Raw genomic sequence first — 18,290 nt, forward strand, 5'->3', positions numbered from 1 at the left:
CCCGAGCGATAGCCCAGACGCTCCGGCGTCCGCTCGCTCTTCGCCGCTCCCAGCGCCTCGTCCATCTCTGCTTCCAGAACCTCCTGCATGACGGCGCGGATCACATCGCGCAGGCCGTCTGGGTGCGAAAGCAGAATCTCTTTGACGCTGGCGCTGGCGGTCTTAACTTCGGTCTTGGTCATGGCGGCGTTCCTTCCACGGGAAACGGTGAACTTGAACAACACCAGTCTGCCATGACCGCCATCTCTCAGCGAATTTGCAGAACTCTCAGCACACTACCGAATTTCACGCATGCGCCAGCCGGAATACAGGGGTCAAATGCCAGCAGCCGGCGGCCCGGTCCGGGCCCCGCGGCAGTCTCCTCAGCCTCTGCGTTGTCCTGAGTTTTTGCAAAGCCGGTGCAGCGGGCCTTGAGCGGAAAGGCCCTGCCAGGACCGGCATAAGGTGGGCCCAAACAGCAAATTGGCCCCCGCCCGGAGACGGAGGCCAATGATTTCAGATCAGCGAACCTGCAGCCTTGTCAGCTTCTCGGCTTGAGGTTCTCCGGGTCATAGAGCGGCGCGTAACCGATCCCGGCGACTTCTACAGGGTAGAGTTCGTCGAAATAGCTGACCTGCAGCTTGCGGCCCAGCTGGCAGTAGTCCCAGGGCAGATAGGCCAGCGCGATGTTCTTGCCGACGGTCGGGCCATAGGCAATCGAGGTCGTGTAGGAGCGGCGGCCGAGCGCATCGACCAGCACCTTGCCCGTGTCCGGATCCATCACCGGCAGGGTGCCGACGGGGTAGCGGGCGGTGCCTGTGCTGTCGGTGTTTTCGGTCATCACCAGCGTGCAAAGCATGGCCGGCTGGTGCTCGCGGGCACGGTATTCGACGTGCTTTGCCTTGCCGACAAAATCCGGCTCCTTGACCTTCGGACGGGCAAGGTCAGCCTCGAAGAGGTTGTATTGCGTCAGAAGGTCGGCGTTCTGCAGACGCAGCGACTTTTCCAGACGGCGCGAGTTGGCATAGGTCTCGACACCAACGGCCATCACCCCTGCGCCGCGCAGCGCATCCCAGACGGCCAGACCGTCGGAATAGCGCATGTGCAGTTCCCAGCCCTGCTCGCCCACGTAGGAGATGCGGAAAGCCATGACCTTGCAGCCCGCGATCTCGATCTGCCGGATGCCAGCGAAGGGGAAGTTCGCCACGTCCAGCGCATCAGGATCGGCGGCGACCTTCTTGAGGTTCTCGCGTGCGTTGGGGCCCCAGATGCCGATGGTGGTGTAATCTTCGGTCACATCCGTGATGGTGACGTCGAAGCCCTTGTCCTGCGCAACGCGGCGCATGTACATCTGATCGCGCGGGCCCGCATCGGCGCCGTTCACCAGACGGCAGCGGTCCTCCATGCGGAAGACGGTGAAGTCGGCGCGGACCATGCCTTCCTCGTCCAGCATGTGGGTGTAGATGCCCTTGCCGATATTGGCATCACCGCCGATCCTGGCCGCGCAGAGCCATTCCATCAGCGCCACATGGTCCGGGCCCGAGATGTCGGTCATGTGGAAATGCGACAGGTTGATGATGCCGCAATCGGCGCTCATCTCCAGCTGCTCGGCGTTGGACACGCGCCAGAAATGGCGGCTGTCCCATTTGTTCTCGCGCACCGGAACCTGATCTGCATATTTCTCGAGAAGATGCTCGTTGGCCGCGTAGCCATGGGCCCGCTCCCAGCCGCCCAGCTCCATGAAGTAGCCGCCCAGCTCCTTCTCACGCTCGTAGAACGGAGAGCGGCGGATGCCGCGGCCATTGGCGAAGGGCTCACGCGGATGAACCGGAGGGTTGTAGATCTTGGCCGCAGTTTCCTCGCAGCGGCCCCAGATGAAGTCCTCGGTCAGCTGGAAGTCGCTGAACCGCGCATAGTCAATGCGGTTGTGATCGATATCCGTGCGGCCCTTGGTCATCCAGTCTGCGATCAGCTTGCCCATGCCCGGGCCGTCCTTGACCCAGATCGCGACGGCATACCACAGGCCCCGCAGCTTGCGGCTTTCGCCCATGGAAGGCCCGCCGTCGGTCGTCGTCTGAAGCAGACCGTTGAAGGAATGGCTTTCGTTGAAACCCAGCTCGGCCAGGATCGGCGTCAGCTCCATCGCCCGCTCAAGCGGCTCGATCACATCTTCCAGCACCAGATCGCGCTGCGAGGGCGACAGCCGCGCTTCGTGCTTTTCAAGAAGATCGCGCGGATGAACCATCCGCACGTCCTTTTCATAATAGTAGCCCCACTCGATCTGGCCGCCTTCGGTGGTGTTGGGATCACCGGTGTCGCGCAGATAGGCCGAATTGCCCTGATCGCGCAGCAGCGGACGGCCGATCTCAAGACCGGTGCCGGCAAATTCATTGTAGGGGCCGAAGAAGGTCAGCGGATGATCGACCGGCATCACCGGCAGATCCTCGCCTGCCAATCCGGCAATCAGGCGGCCCCAGAGACCGGCACAGACCACGACATAGTCGGCCATGATCGTGCCGCGTGACGTGCGCACGCCGGTGACGCGGCCGTTCTCGTGCAGAAGCTCCAGCGCCGGGGTGTTGGCGAAGATCTTCAGCTTGCCCGCCGCCTCGGCCATGTCCACGAGCTTTGCAGCAACCGTCTGCGAACGCGGCACGACAAGACCCGCATCGGGGTCCCACAGCGCGCCCTGAATCTGGTCTTCTTCCAGAAGCGGGAACTTCTCCTTGGCTTCCGCCGCCGAAATCATGGTCACGTTGGTGCCGAAGGCGCGGCCAGAGTCCACCTTGCGCTTCAGTTCGGCCATGCGGGCGTCATCGCCCACGCGCGCGACTTCAAGCCCGCCGATGCGCTGGTAGTTGCCGAGCTTCTCGTAGAAGTCCATGGAATACATGGTGGTCCAGCAGGACAGGAAGTCATGGCTGGTCGCATAGCAGAAGTCGGAGGCATGGGCGGTGGAGCCAATGTCCGTCGGGATGCCCGACTTGTCGATCCCCACGATGTCATCCCACCCGTTCTCGATCAGGTGATGGGCGACAGAGGCACCGACAATGCCCCCAAGACCGACAATGACAACGCGGGCGCGGGATGGAAAGGTGGACATATTCTTCATCCTTCAAGACTGCGGCCATACGGCGGGGCCGCGGATCATGGGTACAGATCATGGGCCCGCCGCGCAAGGCGGCGGGAAACTCGTCAGGTCAGCCGTGCGCCGGAAGCCCGGCGCGGCGGCAGGCGGCAATCAGCGTGTTGTGCATCAGCGTCATGATGGTCATCGGCCCGACCCCGCCCGGCACAGGCGTGATGGCCCGCGCCCGGAGGCTGGCACCGGCAAAATCGACGTCTCCAACCAGATGGTTCTTGCCGTTGAGGGGAACCCGGCTGGTGCCGACATCAATCACGGTTGCACCCGGCTTGATCCACTCTCCACGGATCATCCCGGCCGAACCGACGGCGGCCACAACGATATCTGCCCGGCCAACCTTGCCGGCCAGATCAACGGTCCGGGAATGCGCCAGCGTGACGGTGCAGTTTGCAGCCAGCAGAAGCTGCGCCATCGGCTTGCCGACGAGGATAGAGCGGCCGACAACGATCGCGTCCAGCCCGGCAAGATCCCCAAGACTTTCCTTCAGCAGCATCAGGCAGCCGAGCGGCGTGCAGGACACCAGCCCCGGCAGGCCGGAGGCAAGATAGCCGGCGTTTACGGGGTGCAGACCGTCCACGTCCTTGGCCGGGTCAATCGCCTCGATCACGGCGAGCCTGTCGAGGCCCTGCGGCAGGGGCAACTGCACGAGAATGCCATCAACGGCATCATCCGCATTCAGCTGCGCCACCAGCGCAAGAAGGTCAGCCTGAGAGACCGCTTCAGGCAGCACATGCTCGAAGCTCTCCATCCCCAGCTTGCGGGCCATGCGCCCCTTGCTGCGGACATAGACCTCGCTGGCAGGATCCGTGCCGACGAGCACCACGGCAAGGCCGGGCCTGCGGCCGGTATGCCGGGCGAAGTCCTGCACCTGCTGCGCGATGCGCGCACCAAGCGCATCGGCATGAGCCCGGCCGTCAATGATCGCAGCCCTCCCCGGCTGGTGTTCGGCAGCAGTCATGGTGCTCACAGGGCGCGCTCCAGCTCGGGCAGGACGTCGAAAATGTCACCGACAATGCCGTAGTCTGCGACCTGGAAGATGGGTGCCTCGGCATCGGTGTTGATGGCGACGATGATGCGGCTGTCCTTCATGCCCGCCAGATGCTGGATTGCGCCGGAGATGCCGCAGGCAATATAGAGGTCCGGCGCGACGACCTTGCCCGTCTGCCCGACCTGGTAGTCGTTTGCGGCATAACCGGCATCCACCGCAGCGCGGCTAGCTCCCACAGCGGCGCCCAGCTTGTCGGCCAGCGGATTGATGACCTGTTCGAACCGCTCTTTGGAGCCAAGCGCACGGCCGCCCGACACAACAATCTTGGCCGAGGCGAGATCGGGACGGTCGCTGACCGACAGAAGATTCTCGCGGAAGACCGACAGGTCCGGCACGGCAGGAGCCTCAACGGTGACGACGTCAACAGGCGTGCTGCCAGTGGCCGCGGGTGCGAAGCTGGCGCTGCGGATGGTCAGCACGCGGACCGGCCCCGGCGCCTGAACGGTTTCGATCGCATTGCCGGCATAGACGGGGCGCTTGAAGGTATCCGGCGCAGGGATGGCGGTTACTTCGGAGACCTGCATCACATCGAGAAGCGCCGCGACGCGCGGCATCACATTCTTGCCGCTGCTCGTTGCGGGCGCAAGAATGGTGTCATAGCCGCACGCCAGCGAGAGGATCAGTGCGGCCGTTGGTTCCGCCAGCCGTTCTGCCAGCGCGCCGCCTTCAGCCACAAGGACGCGGCGGACGCCTGCAAGGGCTGCAGCAGACTGCGCTGCGGGCCCGGCGTTCTGGCCCGCGATCAGAATGTCCACCTCGCCTCCGATCTGCAGCGCGGCGCTGAGGGCACGGGCGCTGTGTTCGGACAAGGAGGCATTGTCGTGATCGGCAAAGAGAAGAATGGCCATGTCGTTGGCTCCCTGTATCAGATGACGGCGGCTTCGGTTTTCAGCTTGTCCAGAAGCTCGGCAACATTGGCGACCTTGACGCCGGCGGCCCGGATGCTCGGCTCTTCGACGCGCAGGACACGAAGACGCGGGGCAATGTCCACGCCCAGTTCCTCGGGCGTCTGCTGGACAAGCGGCTTCTTCTTGGCCTTCATGATGTTGGGAAGGCTAGCATAGCGCGGCTCGTTGAGACGCAGGTCCGCAGTCACGACCGCGGGCAGCGTCACTTCGATCTGCTGAAGGCCGCTGTCGATCTCACGCGTGACGAGCGCCTTGTCCTGCGAAAGCTCGACCTTCGAGGCGAAGGTTGCCTGGCTCCAGCCCAGCAGCGCCGACAGCATCTGGCCGGTCTGATTGCAGTCATCATCGATGGCCTGCTTGCCCAGAATCACAAGCCCTGCCTCCTCTGCCTGCGCGACCTTCTGCAAGATCTTTGCGACACCCAGAGGCTCGACGCGGTCCTCGGCAAGGATCAGGATCGCGCGGTCGGCGCCCATGGCAAGAGCAGTGCGGAGCACCTCCTGCGCCTGCGCCGGGCCGACAGAAACCGCGACAATCTCCGAGGCTTGCCCGGCTTCCTTGATGCGGATGGCCTGCTCGACCGCAATCTCGTCGAAGGGGTTCATCGACATCTTCACATTGGCCAGATCAACGCCGGTTCCGTCAGGTTTGACGCGGATCTTGACGTTGTAATCAACCACCCGCTTCACAGGGACAAGGATCTTCATGGCGTTTCCCTTCTGTCGGCCACCCAAAGGAATGGCATGTCCGGTTGCGGCAGCTGCCGCCACTCTTCCGGCCCGCCTGTGACGGGGCCTGAGATGACAACAGACGCTTCTGCTTGTGCCTGACTTTGCCGGATGGACGCGCTGTGCAACAGGACGTTTGCGTCATCAAGGGATTAGAGCTACGACATGACAGCGACACTTTGAACCACGGGCCCCGTCATGAGCCTTGCCCCCGCCGTACCTCGCGCCGTGCCGCCACAACCGGCCTCCCACCCGCTGCGCCGCCCGCAGGGCAACGCGCGCCTCTCCGTCGGTTTCATTCTGGCCCGGCGTTTCACGCTCTGTGCCTTTGCCAACTTCGTCGACGTTCTGCGCCTTGCCGCCGACGAGGGCGACCGCAGCCGGCCGATCCTGTGCAACTGGACGGTGCTGTCGGACACGATGGAGCCGGTCACCTCGAGCTGCGGAATCAGTGTCCAGCCCAAGGAGCGCCTGGGCGATCCCACCCGCTTCGATTACATCGTCGTCATTGGCGGCCTGATGGAAGATGAAGCGGTACTGCCGCCGGGCTATCACCGCTTCCTGCACGAGGCCGCGGCAGCGGGCGTGCCGCTGGCCGGCGTCTGCACCGGGGCCTTCCTTCTGCACCAGGCGGGACTTCTGAATGGCTACCGCTGCTGCGTCAGCTGGTTTCACCATGCCGACTTTCTCGAGCAGTTCGAAGGGCTTAATCCCGTCACGGACCAGATCTTCGTGGTCGACCGCGACCGGCTGACCTGCTCCGGCGGGGTCAGCTCCGCGCATCTGGCGGCCTATCTGGTCGACAAGCATGTCGGCAAGGCACAGGCCAGCAAGAGCCTGCACATCATGATCATAGACGAGGCGCTTCAGGCCGACAAGCCGCAGCCCGGGATCACGATGGACTTCAAGACCCGCGATCCGATGGTGCTGCGCGCCCTTCTGATGATGCAGCAGAACATAGAGCAGCCCTTCACGGTGGCAGAGATCGCCAGCCGGATCGGGCACAGCAAGCGGCAGCTTGAACGGCACTTTCAGGCAGCGCTCGGCACGTCGCCCCAGTCAGCCTTTCTGGACATGCGCCTGTCTCTCGCCCATCACCTGATCGTCACCGGCGACCGGCCCATCTCCCAGGTCGCGCTGGAATGCGGCTTCTGCGACAGTTCGCACCTGAGCCGCATGTTCCGCCGCCGCTATGGGCAGACGCCGCAAGGGCTGCGTCAGGCCCGCAGCTGACAAAAAAGCGCCCGCAGCATGATGTGCGGGCGCCTTCTCTTCCAGTTTCAAGGATCAGCGCGGCTCGCTGGCCAGGCCCTTCCAGATCGCGACACACATCAGCAACAGCAGCACCGTGAAGGGCAAGCCGGTCGAGATGACCATCGACTGCAGAGCTGACAGTCCTCCTGCAGACATCAGGAGCACAATCGCGATGATTGCTTCAAACACGCACCAGAACACCCGCTGCGGAACCGGCGCATCCACCTTGCCGCCCGAGGTGATCGTGTCGATCACCAGAGAACCGGAGTCCGATGACGTCACGAAGAAGACAATCACCAGCATGATGCCGACGAAGGAGGTGATCTGAGCCAGCGGCAGTCCGTCCAGCATCGCGAACAGCTGCAGCGGCAGATCGGCGTCACGGGCGGCACTATAACCGTCCCGGACCAGCTGGCTGATTGCTGTTCCGCCAAAGATCGACATCCAGATCACGCAGACAAGCGACGGGATCAAAAGGACGCTGATGATGAACTCGCGCACCGTGCGTCCACTCGAAACGCGGGCGATGAACATGCCGACAAAAGGCGACCAGCTGACCCACCAGGCCCAGTAGAACGAAGTCCAGCCCTGCATGAAGTTGACATCCTCGCGCCCAACCGGGTTCGACAAGGCGGGAAGATACTGGAGATAGGCCAGAAGAAAATCGCCCATGTCCGTCATCAGCAGCAGCGTCGGTCCGGCGAACAGAACGAACATCAGCAGCGCGAAGGCCAGAACCATGTTCAGCTCGGACAGGCGCTTCACCCCGGCTTCGAGCCCCCGGATCACCGAGTAGAGCGCGATTGCCGTGATCCCGATGATCAGAATGATCTGCGACGTCTCGTTGACCGGCATGCCGAACAGCTTGTTGAAGCCGGCATTGGCCTGAACGGCGCCCAGGCCAAGCGAAGTCGCCAGCCCGAACAGAGTCGCAAAAACAGCCAGGATGTCGATAATGTGCCCGGGCCAGCCCCAGACACGCTCGCCGAAGATCGGATAGAAGGCGGAGCGGATCGTCAGCGGCAGACCCTTGTTGTAGCTGAACAGCGCCAGGCTGAGCCCCACCACGGCATAGATCGCCCACGGGTGCAGCGCCCAGTGGAAGATTGTGGCAGCCATGCCCAGCCGGACTGCCTCCTGCTCGGTCGCAGCAGCGCCCAGGGGGGACCAGTCCGTACGGACCCCGTCGGCGCCTGCCTGTATGCCGCCTGCCGACGAACCGAAATGGCTCAGCGGCTCGCTGACGCCATAGAACATCAGACCGATGCCCATGCCGGCAGCAAAGAGCATCGAAAACCAGCTCAGATAGCCGAAGTCGGGCACAGCGGACGCCCCGCCAAGCCGGACCTTCCCGTAAGGGCTGACGACAAGAACAAGGCAAAGGATGACAAACACATCGGCAGCGCCGATGAAGAACCAGTCGAAGCCCTTCGTCGCACCGGAAAACACGGCGGAGAAAAGCTGTCCTGCCAGCGTAGGCAGCGCGAGGGTGAAAATGACAAAGGCGATGACGCACAGGGCGGAAATGAGAAAGACGGGGTTGTGAACACTATAGCCCAGCGGCCCCAAGCGCCCGTTTATGTTGTCCTGCCCCGCCTCATAGCCGGTCCTGATTCCGTTTGTGGGCGGATTCAACCCGCGCCGTTCCCCGGCGTTACCGCCATTTTTTGTCACATTGGTCAAGCTTTCGTCCTCCTGAAGTGGGCACAGAGCCTGCCTGAAGGGGAACCTCGCCGGCGAACGCCGTCTTGTTTTCGAGCATGAAGTAAAGCGTACCCATCGGCCGGGGCGCAAAGCACCGCCCGTGCAGGAAGGAGGGGATCCTCCGGCTTTCATTTCCATGCAATTTGCGGCTGGCCCGAACGAGGCACGAGACAAGCAACTGGTACCGCCATCGTTATGTGTCGAAGTGCCGCGGCGCCGCAGAATGGGAACGACATTCCACCAGTAGTATTGCGTCCGCCCGGACAAGCACCGGAACGCGTCCTGCCCTGCCTGCCGTCAAAGGAGCGCAGGCCGCTGCGGGCTGGCGCAAAGCTGCTGGTCCCCCGTCGCAAATCTTCACGCCCGGGACCACTGCAGCAGCTACGGCTAACAAATAGGCCGGCGCCCGCTTTGTGACTTCCCCGGCCACTGCCCCTCTTCAGCGGCCGCGAAAAGGAAACTGCCGATGTCCCAGCTTATCCTGACATTATCCTGCCCCGTACGGATCGGGGTTGTCGCGACGATCTCGTCTTTCCTGGCGAACGCGGGTTGCAACATCTATGACAGTTCGCAGTTCACCGACGTGCAGAACAACCGCTTCTTCATGCGGCTCAGCTTCGTCTCCGAGCAGGGCCGCACGCGCGAAGATCTGGACGAGGCGTTCCGCGCAGAGATAGCGGGCTCGGACATTGTCCATTCCTTCCACGATCTCAGTGAAAAGATGAAAGTCGTCATCATGGTCAGCCGTTTCGGGCACTGCCTGAACGACCTGCTCTACCGCTGGCGGATCGGGGCCCTGCCCATCGACATCGCGGCAGTCATCTCGAACCATATGGATTATCAGAAGGTGGTGGTGAACCACGATATTCCGTTCCACTGCATCAAGGTGACCAAGGAGAACAAGGCACAGGCAGAAGCCGAGCAGATGAAGATCGTCCGCGATACGGGCGCCGAGCTGGTGGTTCTCGCCCGTTACATGCAGGTTCTGTCGGACGAGATGTGCACCAGGATGTCCGGCCGGATCATCAACATCCATCACAGCTTCCTGCCCAGCTTCAAAGGTGCCAACCCCTACAAGCAGGCCTTTGACCGCGGCGTGAAACTGATCGGCGCGACCAGCCACTATGTGACGGCCGATCTGGACGAAGGCCCGATCATCGAGCAGGACACGGTGCGCGTGACACATGCCCAGAGCGCCAATGACTATGTGAGCCTCGGACGTGACGTCGAAAGCCAGGTTCTCGCCCGGGCAATCCACGCGCATATTCACCGCCGGGTCTTCATCAGCGGCGACAAGACCGTGGTGTTCCCGGCAAGCCCGAACGAATATGTATCCGAGCGCATGGGCTGATCATCCAGCCATACATCTTGCCACTGCCAAAATGAAAAACGCCCTGCAGCTCCTTGTCCGGGAACTGCAGGGCGCATTGTTTTACAGGGCCGGTCAGTCGGCCAGCGGCACCTTGGGAACGCTGGACTTCTTCGGGCCGGCCTTGGGCGCGGGCTTTTCAGCGGGCTCTGCGGCCTTGGCAGCAGGGGCCTTGCGCTTCTTCTTGGCCGGCAGCGTCTCGGGTTCCGGCGCGGGGGCCGCCTTGCGCTTTTCCTCGACGGTTTCGAGCAGCAGCCCTGCCCCGTCCTCGCTGACGGTGACCTTGACGGTTCCGCCCTTCTGCAGCTTGCCGAAAAGCACCTCGTCGGCCAGCGGCCGCTTGATGTGCTCCTGGATGACGCGGCCCAGCGGGCGGGCGCCCATCTGGCTGTCGTAGCCCTTGTCCGCCAGCCATGCGACGGCTTCCGGCGTCAGCTCGAAGGTCACGCCGCGGTCGGCGAGCTGCGCCTCCAGCTGCATGACGAACTTCTCCACCACCTGATGGATCACCTGAACCGGCAGATTGCCGAAGGGGATGACCGCATCGAGACGGTTGCGGAATTCCGGCGTGAACAGCTTGTTGATTGCCTCCTGATCATCCCCTTCCCGCTTCAGCTTGTTGAAGCCGACGGGGGCTCTGGCCATGTCGGACGCACCAGCATTGGTGGTCATGATCAGGATGACATTGCGGAAATCGACCTGCTTGCCATTATGGTCGGTCAGCTTGCCGTGGTCCATCACCTGCAGCAGGATGTTGAAGAGGTCCGGATGGGCCTTCTCGATTTCATCCAGCAGCAGCACGCAATGGGGATGCTGGTCGATGCCGTCGGTCAGCAGGCCGCCCTGATCGAAGCCGACATAGCCCGGAGGCGCGCCGATGAGGCGGCTGACCGTGTGGCGCTCCATATATTCGGACATGTCGAAGCGCAGCAGCTCAACGCCGAGCGAGGCTGCAAGCTGGCGGGCAACTTCCGTCTTGCCGACGCCGGTGGGGCCGGAGAACAGGTAGCTGCCGATCGGCTTATTCGGCTCGCGCAGGCCCGCACGGGCCAGCTTGATGGCACTGGAGAGCGTTTCGATGGCCTTGTCCTGGCCATAGACCACGCGCTTCAGATCTTCCGTCAGGCTCGACAGCACGGCTGCATCGCTCTTCGACACCGACTTGGGCGGGATGCGGGCCATGGTGGCAATCGTCGTCTCGATTTCCTTGACGCCGATGGTCTTGCGGCGGCGGCTTTCCGGCAGCAGCATCTGCGAGGCGCCAGTTTCATCCAGCACATCGATGGCCTTGTCCGGCAGCTTGCGGTCATTGATGTATTTGGCCGACAGTTCCACCGCCGTCTTGATGGCCTCGTTGGTGTATTTGACCTTATGGAAGTCCTCGAAATAGGGCTTCAGGCCCTTGAGGATCTCAATCGCATCGGTCACCGAGGGCTCGTTCACGTCGATCTTCTGGAAGCGGCGCACCAGTGCCCGGTCCTTCTCGAAGAACTGCCGGTATTCCTTGTAGGTGGTCGAGCCCATGCAGCGGATGGCGCCCGAGGCCAGAGCCGGCTTCAGCAGGTTTGAGGCATCCATCGCCCCGCCTGAAGTGGCACCCGCGCCGATCACCGTGTGGATTTCGTCGATGAAGAGCACCGCGCCCGGATACTCCTCGATCTCCTTCACCACCTGCTTCAGGCGCTCCTCGAAGTCGCCGCGATAGCGGGTACCGGCCAGCAGCGCGCCCATGTCGAGCGAGAAGATGGTGGCATTCTGCAGCACTTCGGGCACGTCCTTGTTAACGATGCGCCGCGCCAGCCCTTCGGCGATGGCGGTCTTGCCCACGCCCGGGTCACCGACGAAGAGCGGATTGTTCTTCGAGCGGCGGCACAAGATCTGGATCGTGCGTGTCACTTCGGCGTTACGGCCGATCAGCGGATCGACCTTCCCGGCCTTGGATTTCTCGTTGAGATTGACGCAATAGGCTTCGAGCGCGTCATTCTTCTTCTTCGGCTTGGATTCAGCTTCTTCCGGCATGGCAGCTTCATCCTCCACGCCCTGGACCGGACGCGGCTCAGACAGCCCCGGACGCTTGGCAATTCCGTGAGAGATGTAATTGACCGCATCATAACGCGTCATGTCCTGCTCCTGCAGGAAATAAGCGGCATGGCTCTCGCGCTCGGCGAAAATCGCAACAAGCACGTTGGCTCCCGTCACCTCTTCCCGTCCCGAGGACTGGACATGAATCACGGCACGCTGGATGACCCGCTGGAAGCCGGCTGTCGGCTTGGCATCCTCCTCTCCACCGGTGACGAGGTTTTCCAGCTCGGTCTCGATATAGTCGACGAGGTTGCGGCGCAGGAGATCAAGGTCAACGCTGCAGGCGCGCATCACGGCCGCCGCGTCCTGATCATCAACCAGCGCCAGCAGCAGGTGCTCAAGCGTTGCATATTCCTGCTGCCGCTCGTTGGCGAAGGCCAGAGCCTGATGCAGGGCTTTTTCGAGGCTTCGGGAGAATGACGGCACGTGTCTGGTTCCCTTACTTTTTCTCCATCACGCATTGCAGCGGATGTTGATGCTTGCGGGCGAAGTCCATGACCTGAGTCACCTTCGTCTCGGCCACCTCATAGGTGTAAATTCCGCACTCCCCGACACCATGGTGGTGCACGTGGAGCATGATCCGGGTCGCTTCTTCCCGGTTCTTCTGGAAGAAGCGCTCGACCACATGAATGACGAACTCCATCGGGGTGTAGTCGTCATTCAACAACAGCACCCTGTACAGATTGGGCCGTTTTGTGACCGTCTTCGTCTTTGTGACGACGACGGTCCCGGCATCCCCATCCTCATTCCGGCGCGATCCGCTTGCCATTCCCGTGCCCATCTTGTCTTTTCTGCCGCTCAACTCCCTGCGGAGGAGCGGGCTGCCCCGCTGGCCGGTTCACGGCATTGTGAGCAGCTGTCATTCAATCCAAATGCAGCGCTCCGAAAGCCCTGTACCAAAGCCCGCCGGACCATGGTGTCCATCAGCCTACACCGCCGTATGTTACCACAGTCTCACCGCCACAACGGGCAGGAAGCCATGTGTCCCATACTAAAAGGACTCACGCCTGAGCCCAACAACAGATCCTGATCCTGACGCTGTTACAATGCCCGCGCAATGCCCTGTTTTGCAGATGGCGTCCGGCGCTGCGCTGTCAAGCCCTGCAGCCTCTTCCGGTCTTAACCAATGTAGGGATGGCATCGCATTATGGAAGAGGCAGCCTGCGCCAGGCTGAAGCGCTGCATGGGCGGAAACCGCCGGACATGCCCTGCATGTTCCCGGCGGAACATGCAGGGCATCTGCGCAAGGAACAGGCAAAAGGCAGCTGGATCCGCCTCTGGACCCATCGTATTTTTTGCAATGCAAAAAGGCCCGACTGCCGTGCAGCCAGGCCTTTTCACGTTTCACAGAGGCAGCGCGTTACAGCGCCGGCCAGCTCACTTGCCGAACTTGGAGAACATGCCTTCGTAAGGCTTGTACAGATCCTTGGCCATGTCGGTGTACATTTCACCGATCTTGGTCATCTCGCTGACAACGCCTTCGTAGCTGGTCTTGAAGAACTCGCTCTGAGCTTCAAAAGCCTTGTCCAGGGACTTGGCGGACACGATCTTTTCCATCGCAGCAGAGCTGTCCTCGAAGGACTTCTTCTGGAAGTCAGCGATCTCGGCAGCAATCGCCTGCAGGGACTTGGTCACATTGCCAGCAGCCTGCATGGCCTGGTCCATGTTTTCCTTGCCCAGCTTCTGGATGTCTTCAAAGTTGTTCATCATGTCCTGCCCTCGCTCGTGGATCCGCAATGGGAAATCTTGATCGGCGCGTCTCGCGTCGGGTTGCCTAATAATGACGCAATGCACAACAATGTCAACGTTCTTTTTTGCACCGCAATATAGCGGACACTACGTAGGCATATCGTTAGGGTTCACGAGCGATTAAAATTCTAACGGCTTTACTCATTTGTAACCGCGTTCCGGGCAAGGTGGGTTCACGGGGAGCGTTGGGACGATTGCTCGCGTCATGCGCAGATGCTGCGTGACGGAGACCGATCCCTTCCGGCTTGGTTAAACCCAGAACGGGAAGTTGAGAGTTCGGTTAGTATGCCTGATTTGCACGCAGCATCCTCTTTCATGAGATTTGCACGACGCGCCATTGGTGCAGTTGCCATTGCACTAAGCCTGTCGGTCAGCCCGGCCATCGCCCAGCAGAATTCGAGATATGCCGGGATTGTGGTCGACGTAAAAACCGGAAAGACGCTCTATTCCGCCGCTGCGGACGAGTTGCGCTTTCCCGCGTCGCTGACGAAGGTCATGACGCTTTATATTGTGTTCGAGGAACTTGAGGCGGGCCGCCTGCGCATGGACACGCCGCTCAAGGTTTCCGCCTATGCGGCGGCACGTCCGCCCTCAAAGCTTGGCCTGCGGCCTGGCTCCACGATTCAGGTCAAGGATGCGATCCTGGCGCTGGTGACAAAGTCGGCCAACGACGTGGCGGCCGTCGTCGCCGAGAATATCGGCGGCTCCGAAGCCCGCTTTGCCGACCGCATGACCCGTACGGCCCGTCAGATCGGCATGAGCAAGACCACCTTCAAGAACCCGCATGGCCTGCCGAATGCCGGTCAGCGCACCACCGCGCGTGACATGGCAACGCTCGGCCGCGCCATCCAGGACCGTTTCCCGAAGCATTTCGAACTCTTCAAGACCCGCTCCTTCACCTACAAGGGCCGTACCCACGGCAATCACAACCGCCTTCTGGGCGCAGTTCCTGGCGTGAGCGGCATCAAGACCGGCTACATCAACGCTTCCGGCTTCAATCTGGTCACCTCCGTGGAACGTGACGGCCGTCAGATCGTCGCTGTCGTCATGGGTGGCACCACAGGCCGTTCGCGCGATGCGCAGATGGTGAAGCTGATCAACGAATATATGCCCAAGGCAAGCCGTGGCCCGCGCAGTGCACCGCTGCTGGTTCACAACACGTCCTCGGCAGTCGTGGCTGAAGCCAAGCCGACCGCTCCGATCCGGGTCAATGCCCCGCTCCGTGCACCGGTGCCGAACAGCAAGCCCGACACCGAACCGGCTGTGCTGCCCTTTGCCGTAGCCTCTGCCGCAGATGCTCCGGCGCCGGTTCCGGCACCTGCGCCGCAGGCTCCGGTTCAGGCTGCTGCTCCTGCTCGCGCCCCCGTTCCGGTTCCCTCCCCTGCTCCGGCTCCGGCTCCAGCCGTGGCCACTGCCCGCACGGTCGTGCAGCCGCAGCAGGAAGTCCAGGTTGCTTCTGCTGACGGCAATGTCGCGCTGCCCTCTCCGGCTCCGGCCATCGTGGTTGAAACGTCCACGATCCGTCCGGGCCTCAATCCGCAGCCCGCGCCGCGCGTGGCTGCTGCCTTTGCCGTGATCGAATCCGCTCCGGTGGAAACGGTTCCGGCACCGGAAACCGTCTCGCACAAGCCGGCGCGCGCTGCGGCCAGCGAAAGCACCACAGTGACCGTGGCGACCAACAACACCGCCGACGCCGCTCCCGGCTGGCAGGTTCAGATCGGCGCAGCCGTGTCGGAAACAGCAGCCATCAGCCTGCTGAAGAAGGCACAGTCGGCCACCGGTTCAGCCCTGCGCAACCGTGACCCTTATACCGAGGAAGTAACGGCGAAAGGCCAGACCATGTACCGCGCCCGTTTTGTCGGCTTCCAGGACAAGAACCAGGCACAAGCTGCCTGCCAGTCGCTCAAGCGTGCGAAGTTCAATTGCTACACCATCTATCAGTAACTGCGTGGGGTGGGATCAATGTCCTCTGAGAAGCTTGTCTTTAGCCTCGTTGAGTTTCGCAGCCAGGAAGGTCGTCCCGCCGTGGTCGGGATGGAGCCGCTTCATAAGCCTGCGGTGCGCAGCTCGGATTTCCGCTTCGCCGGCGCCGGGCGCAAGCCCCAGGATCTGGTAGGCCTCCTCATCTGTCATGGCGCCCGGGCCCGCCGTGCCGCGATGCCGGTTTGCGGCATCCGCCTCGAAGTGTACACGCCAGCCGGGCAGCCGGCCGTCGAGGTAAGCTTCAAATAATCTGCGGCTGGCGGGATCTGCCGCCAGCTCTGCCCAAAGGTCCCTGAGCTCGCCGGACTGAAGCGAGTTCAGGGGACGGCCCGCGAAACGCCCGGCCTTCACCGCTCCCCGCACTTCCCCGCTCTGCCCATCCTGCTCCATAACGAGCCAAGGCGTTTCCTGCCGTCCGATGCGCAGACGCCCCCTTTGCCAGGGCAAAGCCCAGCCGAGGAGCGGCGCCCCGAAACTGGCCGCAAGCGCCGCCAGACCGATCCTCCCAGTCAACGCCAGGATTGCCGCAACGGCCAGCAGGGCGATGCCGCCCAGAGCGCGGGTTCTGCGCGCCAGAAGCTTCGGAGAGGCCGAGGTGAAGGATTTTCCGGCCAGCAGGAAAACAGCCAGCAACAGCAGGCCAAGCAGCAGATACGGCATAAAGGGATCCCGGGTGCGTCACTGCCGGACTATCCGGCCCTGCCCCATCCTGCAAGAGTCTCTGCCGCCTGCGCAAGCCCGGTGCCCTGGAGCCCGGCTGCCGCAAAGAGCTAGAGAAGCCCGAGTTCAGCCAGTTCCCGGCGCATTTCCTCGGGCATGTCACCGCCAGTGCGGGAACCCTTTATGTCGGCCGGGACCTCGCTGTCCTTGAGATAGCGCCAGCCCTGGAACGGGCGGCGGGGCTGCATCTGGGTCAGAATCAGCCTTGGCTCCAGCACCAGATCGCAGCGGTTGACACCTGCCTCGTCCGTGAAGGGGCGGATATCCGTCAGAATCTGCCGCACCTGAACGAAGCCCTTGATGACCCAGTAAAGCGAGCCGCCATCCAGCAGCTCTTCCTTCCGGGTCGGGATCATCCGCGTCGTATGGGTCTGCTCGGCCGGCAGCCCGGCTGCGCGCAGCTGATCCATGCGGAAATCGATCCACGCCTGAAGGTCCTCGACGCTGTCCGCGCCGACACAGAGCTTTACCAGATGAAGTGCCATGCCCCGTGCCTAGCAGAGCCTCCCGCCCCCGGTAAAGGGGCAAAGAAACAGCCGCCGGGAAGCATGGCCTGAAGAGGCTCTCAGAAGGGGGCTTTTGCACAGGCAGGATGAACAGGCTTGCCATCCCCCGGCGAAGCAGCTTCACTGGATCACATGGATGTGTTCCTTACCGGTGCCACCGGCCTCATCGGCAGCGCGATCCTGCGGCGTCTCCGCCAGGACGGGCGGCGTGTTGCGGCGCTTGCGCGTTCCAGCGCCAGCGCGGAAGAAATCGACAGCCTCGGCGCCATTCCCGTGCCGGGTGATCTTGAAGAACCGGAAACGTGGATCCACAGCGCCTTGTCCTGCAAGGGGATCATTCACGCGGCTGGCGGTCCTGCGGCAGCGGAACGGCATTTTGCTGCCGTCATGCGGCAGGCCTGCCTGCAGGCCGGAGCACCGCCGCGGCTGGTCTATACCGGCGGCATCTGGCTTTTCCCGCCCTCCGGTGAAGCGGTGCTGAGCGAAAGCACCGCCTTTGAACCGCTGCCCGCTTTCAGCCATTCGGCCGAGATCATCCGGTCCCTGCAGAATGTGCAGCGCATGGGTGTCGCCGTCATTCATCCCGCTCTGGTCTGCGGCCCGGATGCCGGGCCTCTGGCAGAAATGGCAGCAGCGGCTTGCAGCGGAGAACCCTTCCATACGAAGGCAACGGAAGACACGCTCTGGCCGCTTGTGGATGCGGATGATCTGGCGGAGCTCTATCTGCTGGCGCTCGATTCACCCCAGTTCCGCCTCAGCCTGTTCGGCGCGGGCATTGGCTCTGCACGGGTTGGCGAGATTGCCGGACTTGTGGGCGAAGCCTGCGGAGCACCTGTGACGCTTGAGGACCTGAACGGGAGCCCGGATGACCCGCGGCTCGACTGGCAGGCAGGCTATGGCCGCTCGCAGACCGTCTCCCCCGCAAGAGCCATCAAGATGCTGGGCTGGGCGCCGAAGCGCACAAGCCTTGAAAGCCTTGTCGGCATCGCCGCCGGTCCTCTGCCCTCCCCGCTTCCGAAGCGGGAAACGCCCGGGCCTGCCGCCAGTTGAATGGCACGGCACACAGAAAGCCCATGTGCCCATGAAAAAAGGCGCGGTGTTGAGCCGCGCCTTCT

At 62.6% G+C, this 18,290-nt stretch carries 15 protein-coding genes; 4 read left to right on the forward strand and 11 right to left on the reverse strand.

The genetic code is table 11. From position 1 onward, the window contains the following. The 5 genes from H163_RS0116670 to H163_RS0116690 form a co-directional block, all read right to left on the reverse strand. Positions 1-182: transposase (locus H163_RS0116670; RefSeq protein WP_019965749.1), on the reverse strand; the 182-nt coding region annotated here is incomplete at its 3' end. Positions 183-520: 338 nt separating this feature from the next. Then, a complete protein-coding gene (locus H163_RS0116675) occupies positions 521-3,082 on the reverse strand; it encodes a GcvT family protein (RefSeq protein WP_026355962.1) in 2,562 nt (853 codons plus the stop codon). Positions 3,083-3,179: 97 nt separating this feature from the next. Then, positions 3,180-4,082 (reverse strand): bifunctional methylenetetrahydrofolate dehydrogenase/methenyltetrahydrofolate cyclohydrolase FolD, encoded by a 903-nt coding sequence (folD, locus tag H163_RS0116680; protein ID WP_026355963.1) that lies wholly within the window; start codon positions 4,080-4,082, stop codon positions 3,180-3,182. Positions 4,083-4,087: 5 nt separating this feature from the next. Next, the gene (locus tag H163_RS0116685; protein WP_019965752.1) at positions 4,088-5,020 is read right to left on the reverse strand and encodes an electron transfer flavoprotein subunit alpha/FixB family protein; all 933 of its coding nucleotides are present in this window, start codon (positions 5,018-5,020) and stop codon (positions 4,088-4,090) included. Between the two features lie 17 nt (positions 5,021-5,037). Next, entirely contained in the window at positions 5,038-5,787 is a 750-nt protein-coding gene (locus H163_RS0116690) for an electron transfer flavoprotein subunit beta/FixA family protein (RefSeq protein WP_019965753.1), read from the reverse strand. A 219-nt stretch (positions 5,788-6,006) separates the two neighbouring features. On the opposite strand from H163_RS0116690, the gene H163_RS0116695 reads away from it, so the two are divergent. Further along, positions 6,007-7,041 (forward strand): GlxA family transcriptional regulator, encoded by a 1,035-nt coding sequence (locus H163_RS0116695; RefSeq protein WP_051105418.1) that lies wholly within the window; start codon positions 6,007-6,009, stop codon positions 7,039-7,041. A 54-nt stretch (positions 7,042-7,095) separates the two neighbouring features. Here H163_RS0116695 and H163_RS0116700 read toward each other — a convergent pair whose 3' ends face one another. Then, the gene (locus H163_RS0116700) at positions 7,096-8,631 is read right to left on the reverse strand and encodes a BCCT family transporter (RefSeq protein ID WP_019965755.1); all 1,536 of its coding nucleotides are present in this window, start codon (positions 8,629-8,631) and stop codon (positions 7,096-7,098) included. A 601-nt stretch (positions 8,632-9,232) separates the two neighbouring features. Between H163_RS0116700 and purU the strand changes: the two genes are divergently transcribed. Then, positions 9,233-10,117 carry a formyltetrahydrofolate deformylase gene (gene purU, locus H163_RS0116705; RefSeq protein WP_026355965.1) on the forward strand — a complete coding sequence of 295 codons (885 nt, stop codon included), beginning with the start codon at positions 9,233-9,235 and terminating at the stop codon, positions 10,115-10,117. Positions 10,118-10,210: 93 nt separating this feature from the next. Here the strand turns inward: purU and clpA are convergent, their stop codons facing one another. The 3 genes from clpA to H163_RS0116725 all read right to left on the reverse strand — a co-directional run bounded on the left by clpA (position 10,211) and on the right by H163_RS0116725 (position 13,927). Further along, entirely contained in the window at positions 10,211-12,643 is a 2,433-nt protein-coding gene (gene clpA, locus H163_RS0116710) for an ATP-dependent Clp protease ATP-binding subunit ClpA (RefSeq protein WP_019965758.1), read from the reverse strand. A gap of 13 nt (positions 12,644-12,656) precedes the next feature. Further along, complete coding sequence (clpS, locus tag H163_RS0116715; protein WP_026355966.1) at positions 12,657-12,986, reverse strand: ATP-dependent Clp protease adapter ClpS; 330 nt, start codon at positions 12,984-12,986, stop codon at positions 12,657-12,659. 608 nt (positions 12,987-13,594) lie between these two features. Beyond that, positions 13,595-13,927, reverse strand: a complete 333-nt coding sequence (locus H163_RS0116725) for a phasin family protein (RefSeq protein ID WP_019965761.1) — start codon at positions 13,925-13,927, stop codon at positions 13,595-13,597. 354 nt (positions 13,928-14,281) lie between these two features. On the opposite strand from H163_RS0116725, the gene H163_RS0116730 reads away from it, so the two are divergent. Continuing rightward, complete coding sequence (locus H163_RS0116730; protein WP_019965762.1) at positions 14,282-15,910, forward strand: D-alanyl-D-alanine carboxypeptidase; 1,629 nt, start codon at positions 14,282-14,284, stop codon at positions 15,908-15,910. A gap of 15 nt (positions 15,911-15,925) precedes the next feature. Here H163_RS0116730 and H163_RS0116735 read toward each other — a convergent pair whose 3' ends face one another. Next, positions 15,926-16,609 (reverse strand): DnaJ domain-containing protein, encoded by a 684-nt coding sequence (locus tag H163_RS0116735; RefSeq protein ID WP_019965763.1) that lies wholly within the window; start codon positions 16,607-16,609, stop codon positions 15,926-15,928. 110 nt (positions 16,610-16,719) lie between these two features. Then, complete coding sequence (locus tag H163_RS0116740) at positions 16,720-17,154, reverse strand: DUF1489 family protein (protein WP_019965764.1); 435 nt, start codon at positions 17,152-17,154, stop codon at positions 16,720-16,722. A 117-nt stretch (positions 17,155-17,271) separates the two neighbouring features. On the opposite strand from H163_RS0116740, the gene H163_RS23060 reads away from it, so the two are divergent. Continuing rightward, positions 17,272-18,225: an NAD-dependent epimerase/dehydratase family protein gene (locus H163_RS23060; protein WP_147290408.1), complete on the forward strand. Its 954-nt coding sequence runs from the start codon at positions 17,272-17,274 to the stop codon at positions 18,223-18,225. The last annotated feature ends 65 nt before the right edge of the window (positions 18,226-18,290 follow it).

Source organism: Pannonibacter phragmitetus DSM 14782, assembly GCF_000382365.1.
In the GTDB taxonomy this organism is placed as follows: Bacteria; Pseudomonadota; Alphaproteobacteria; order Rhizobiales; family Stappiaceae; genus Pannonibacter; species Pannonibacter phragmitetus.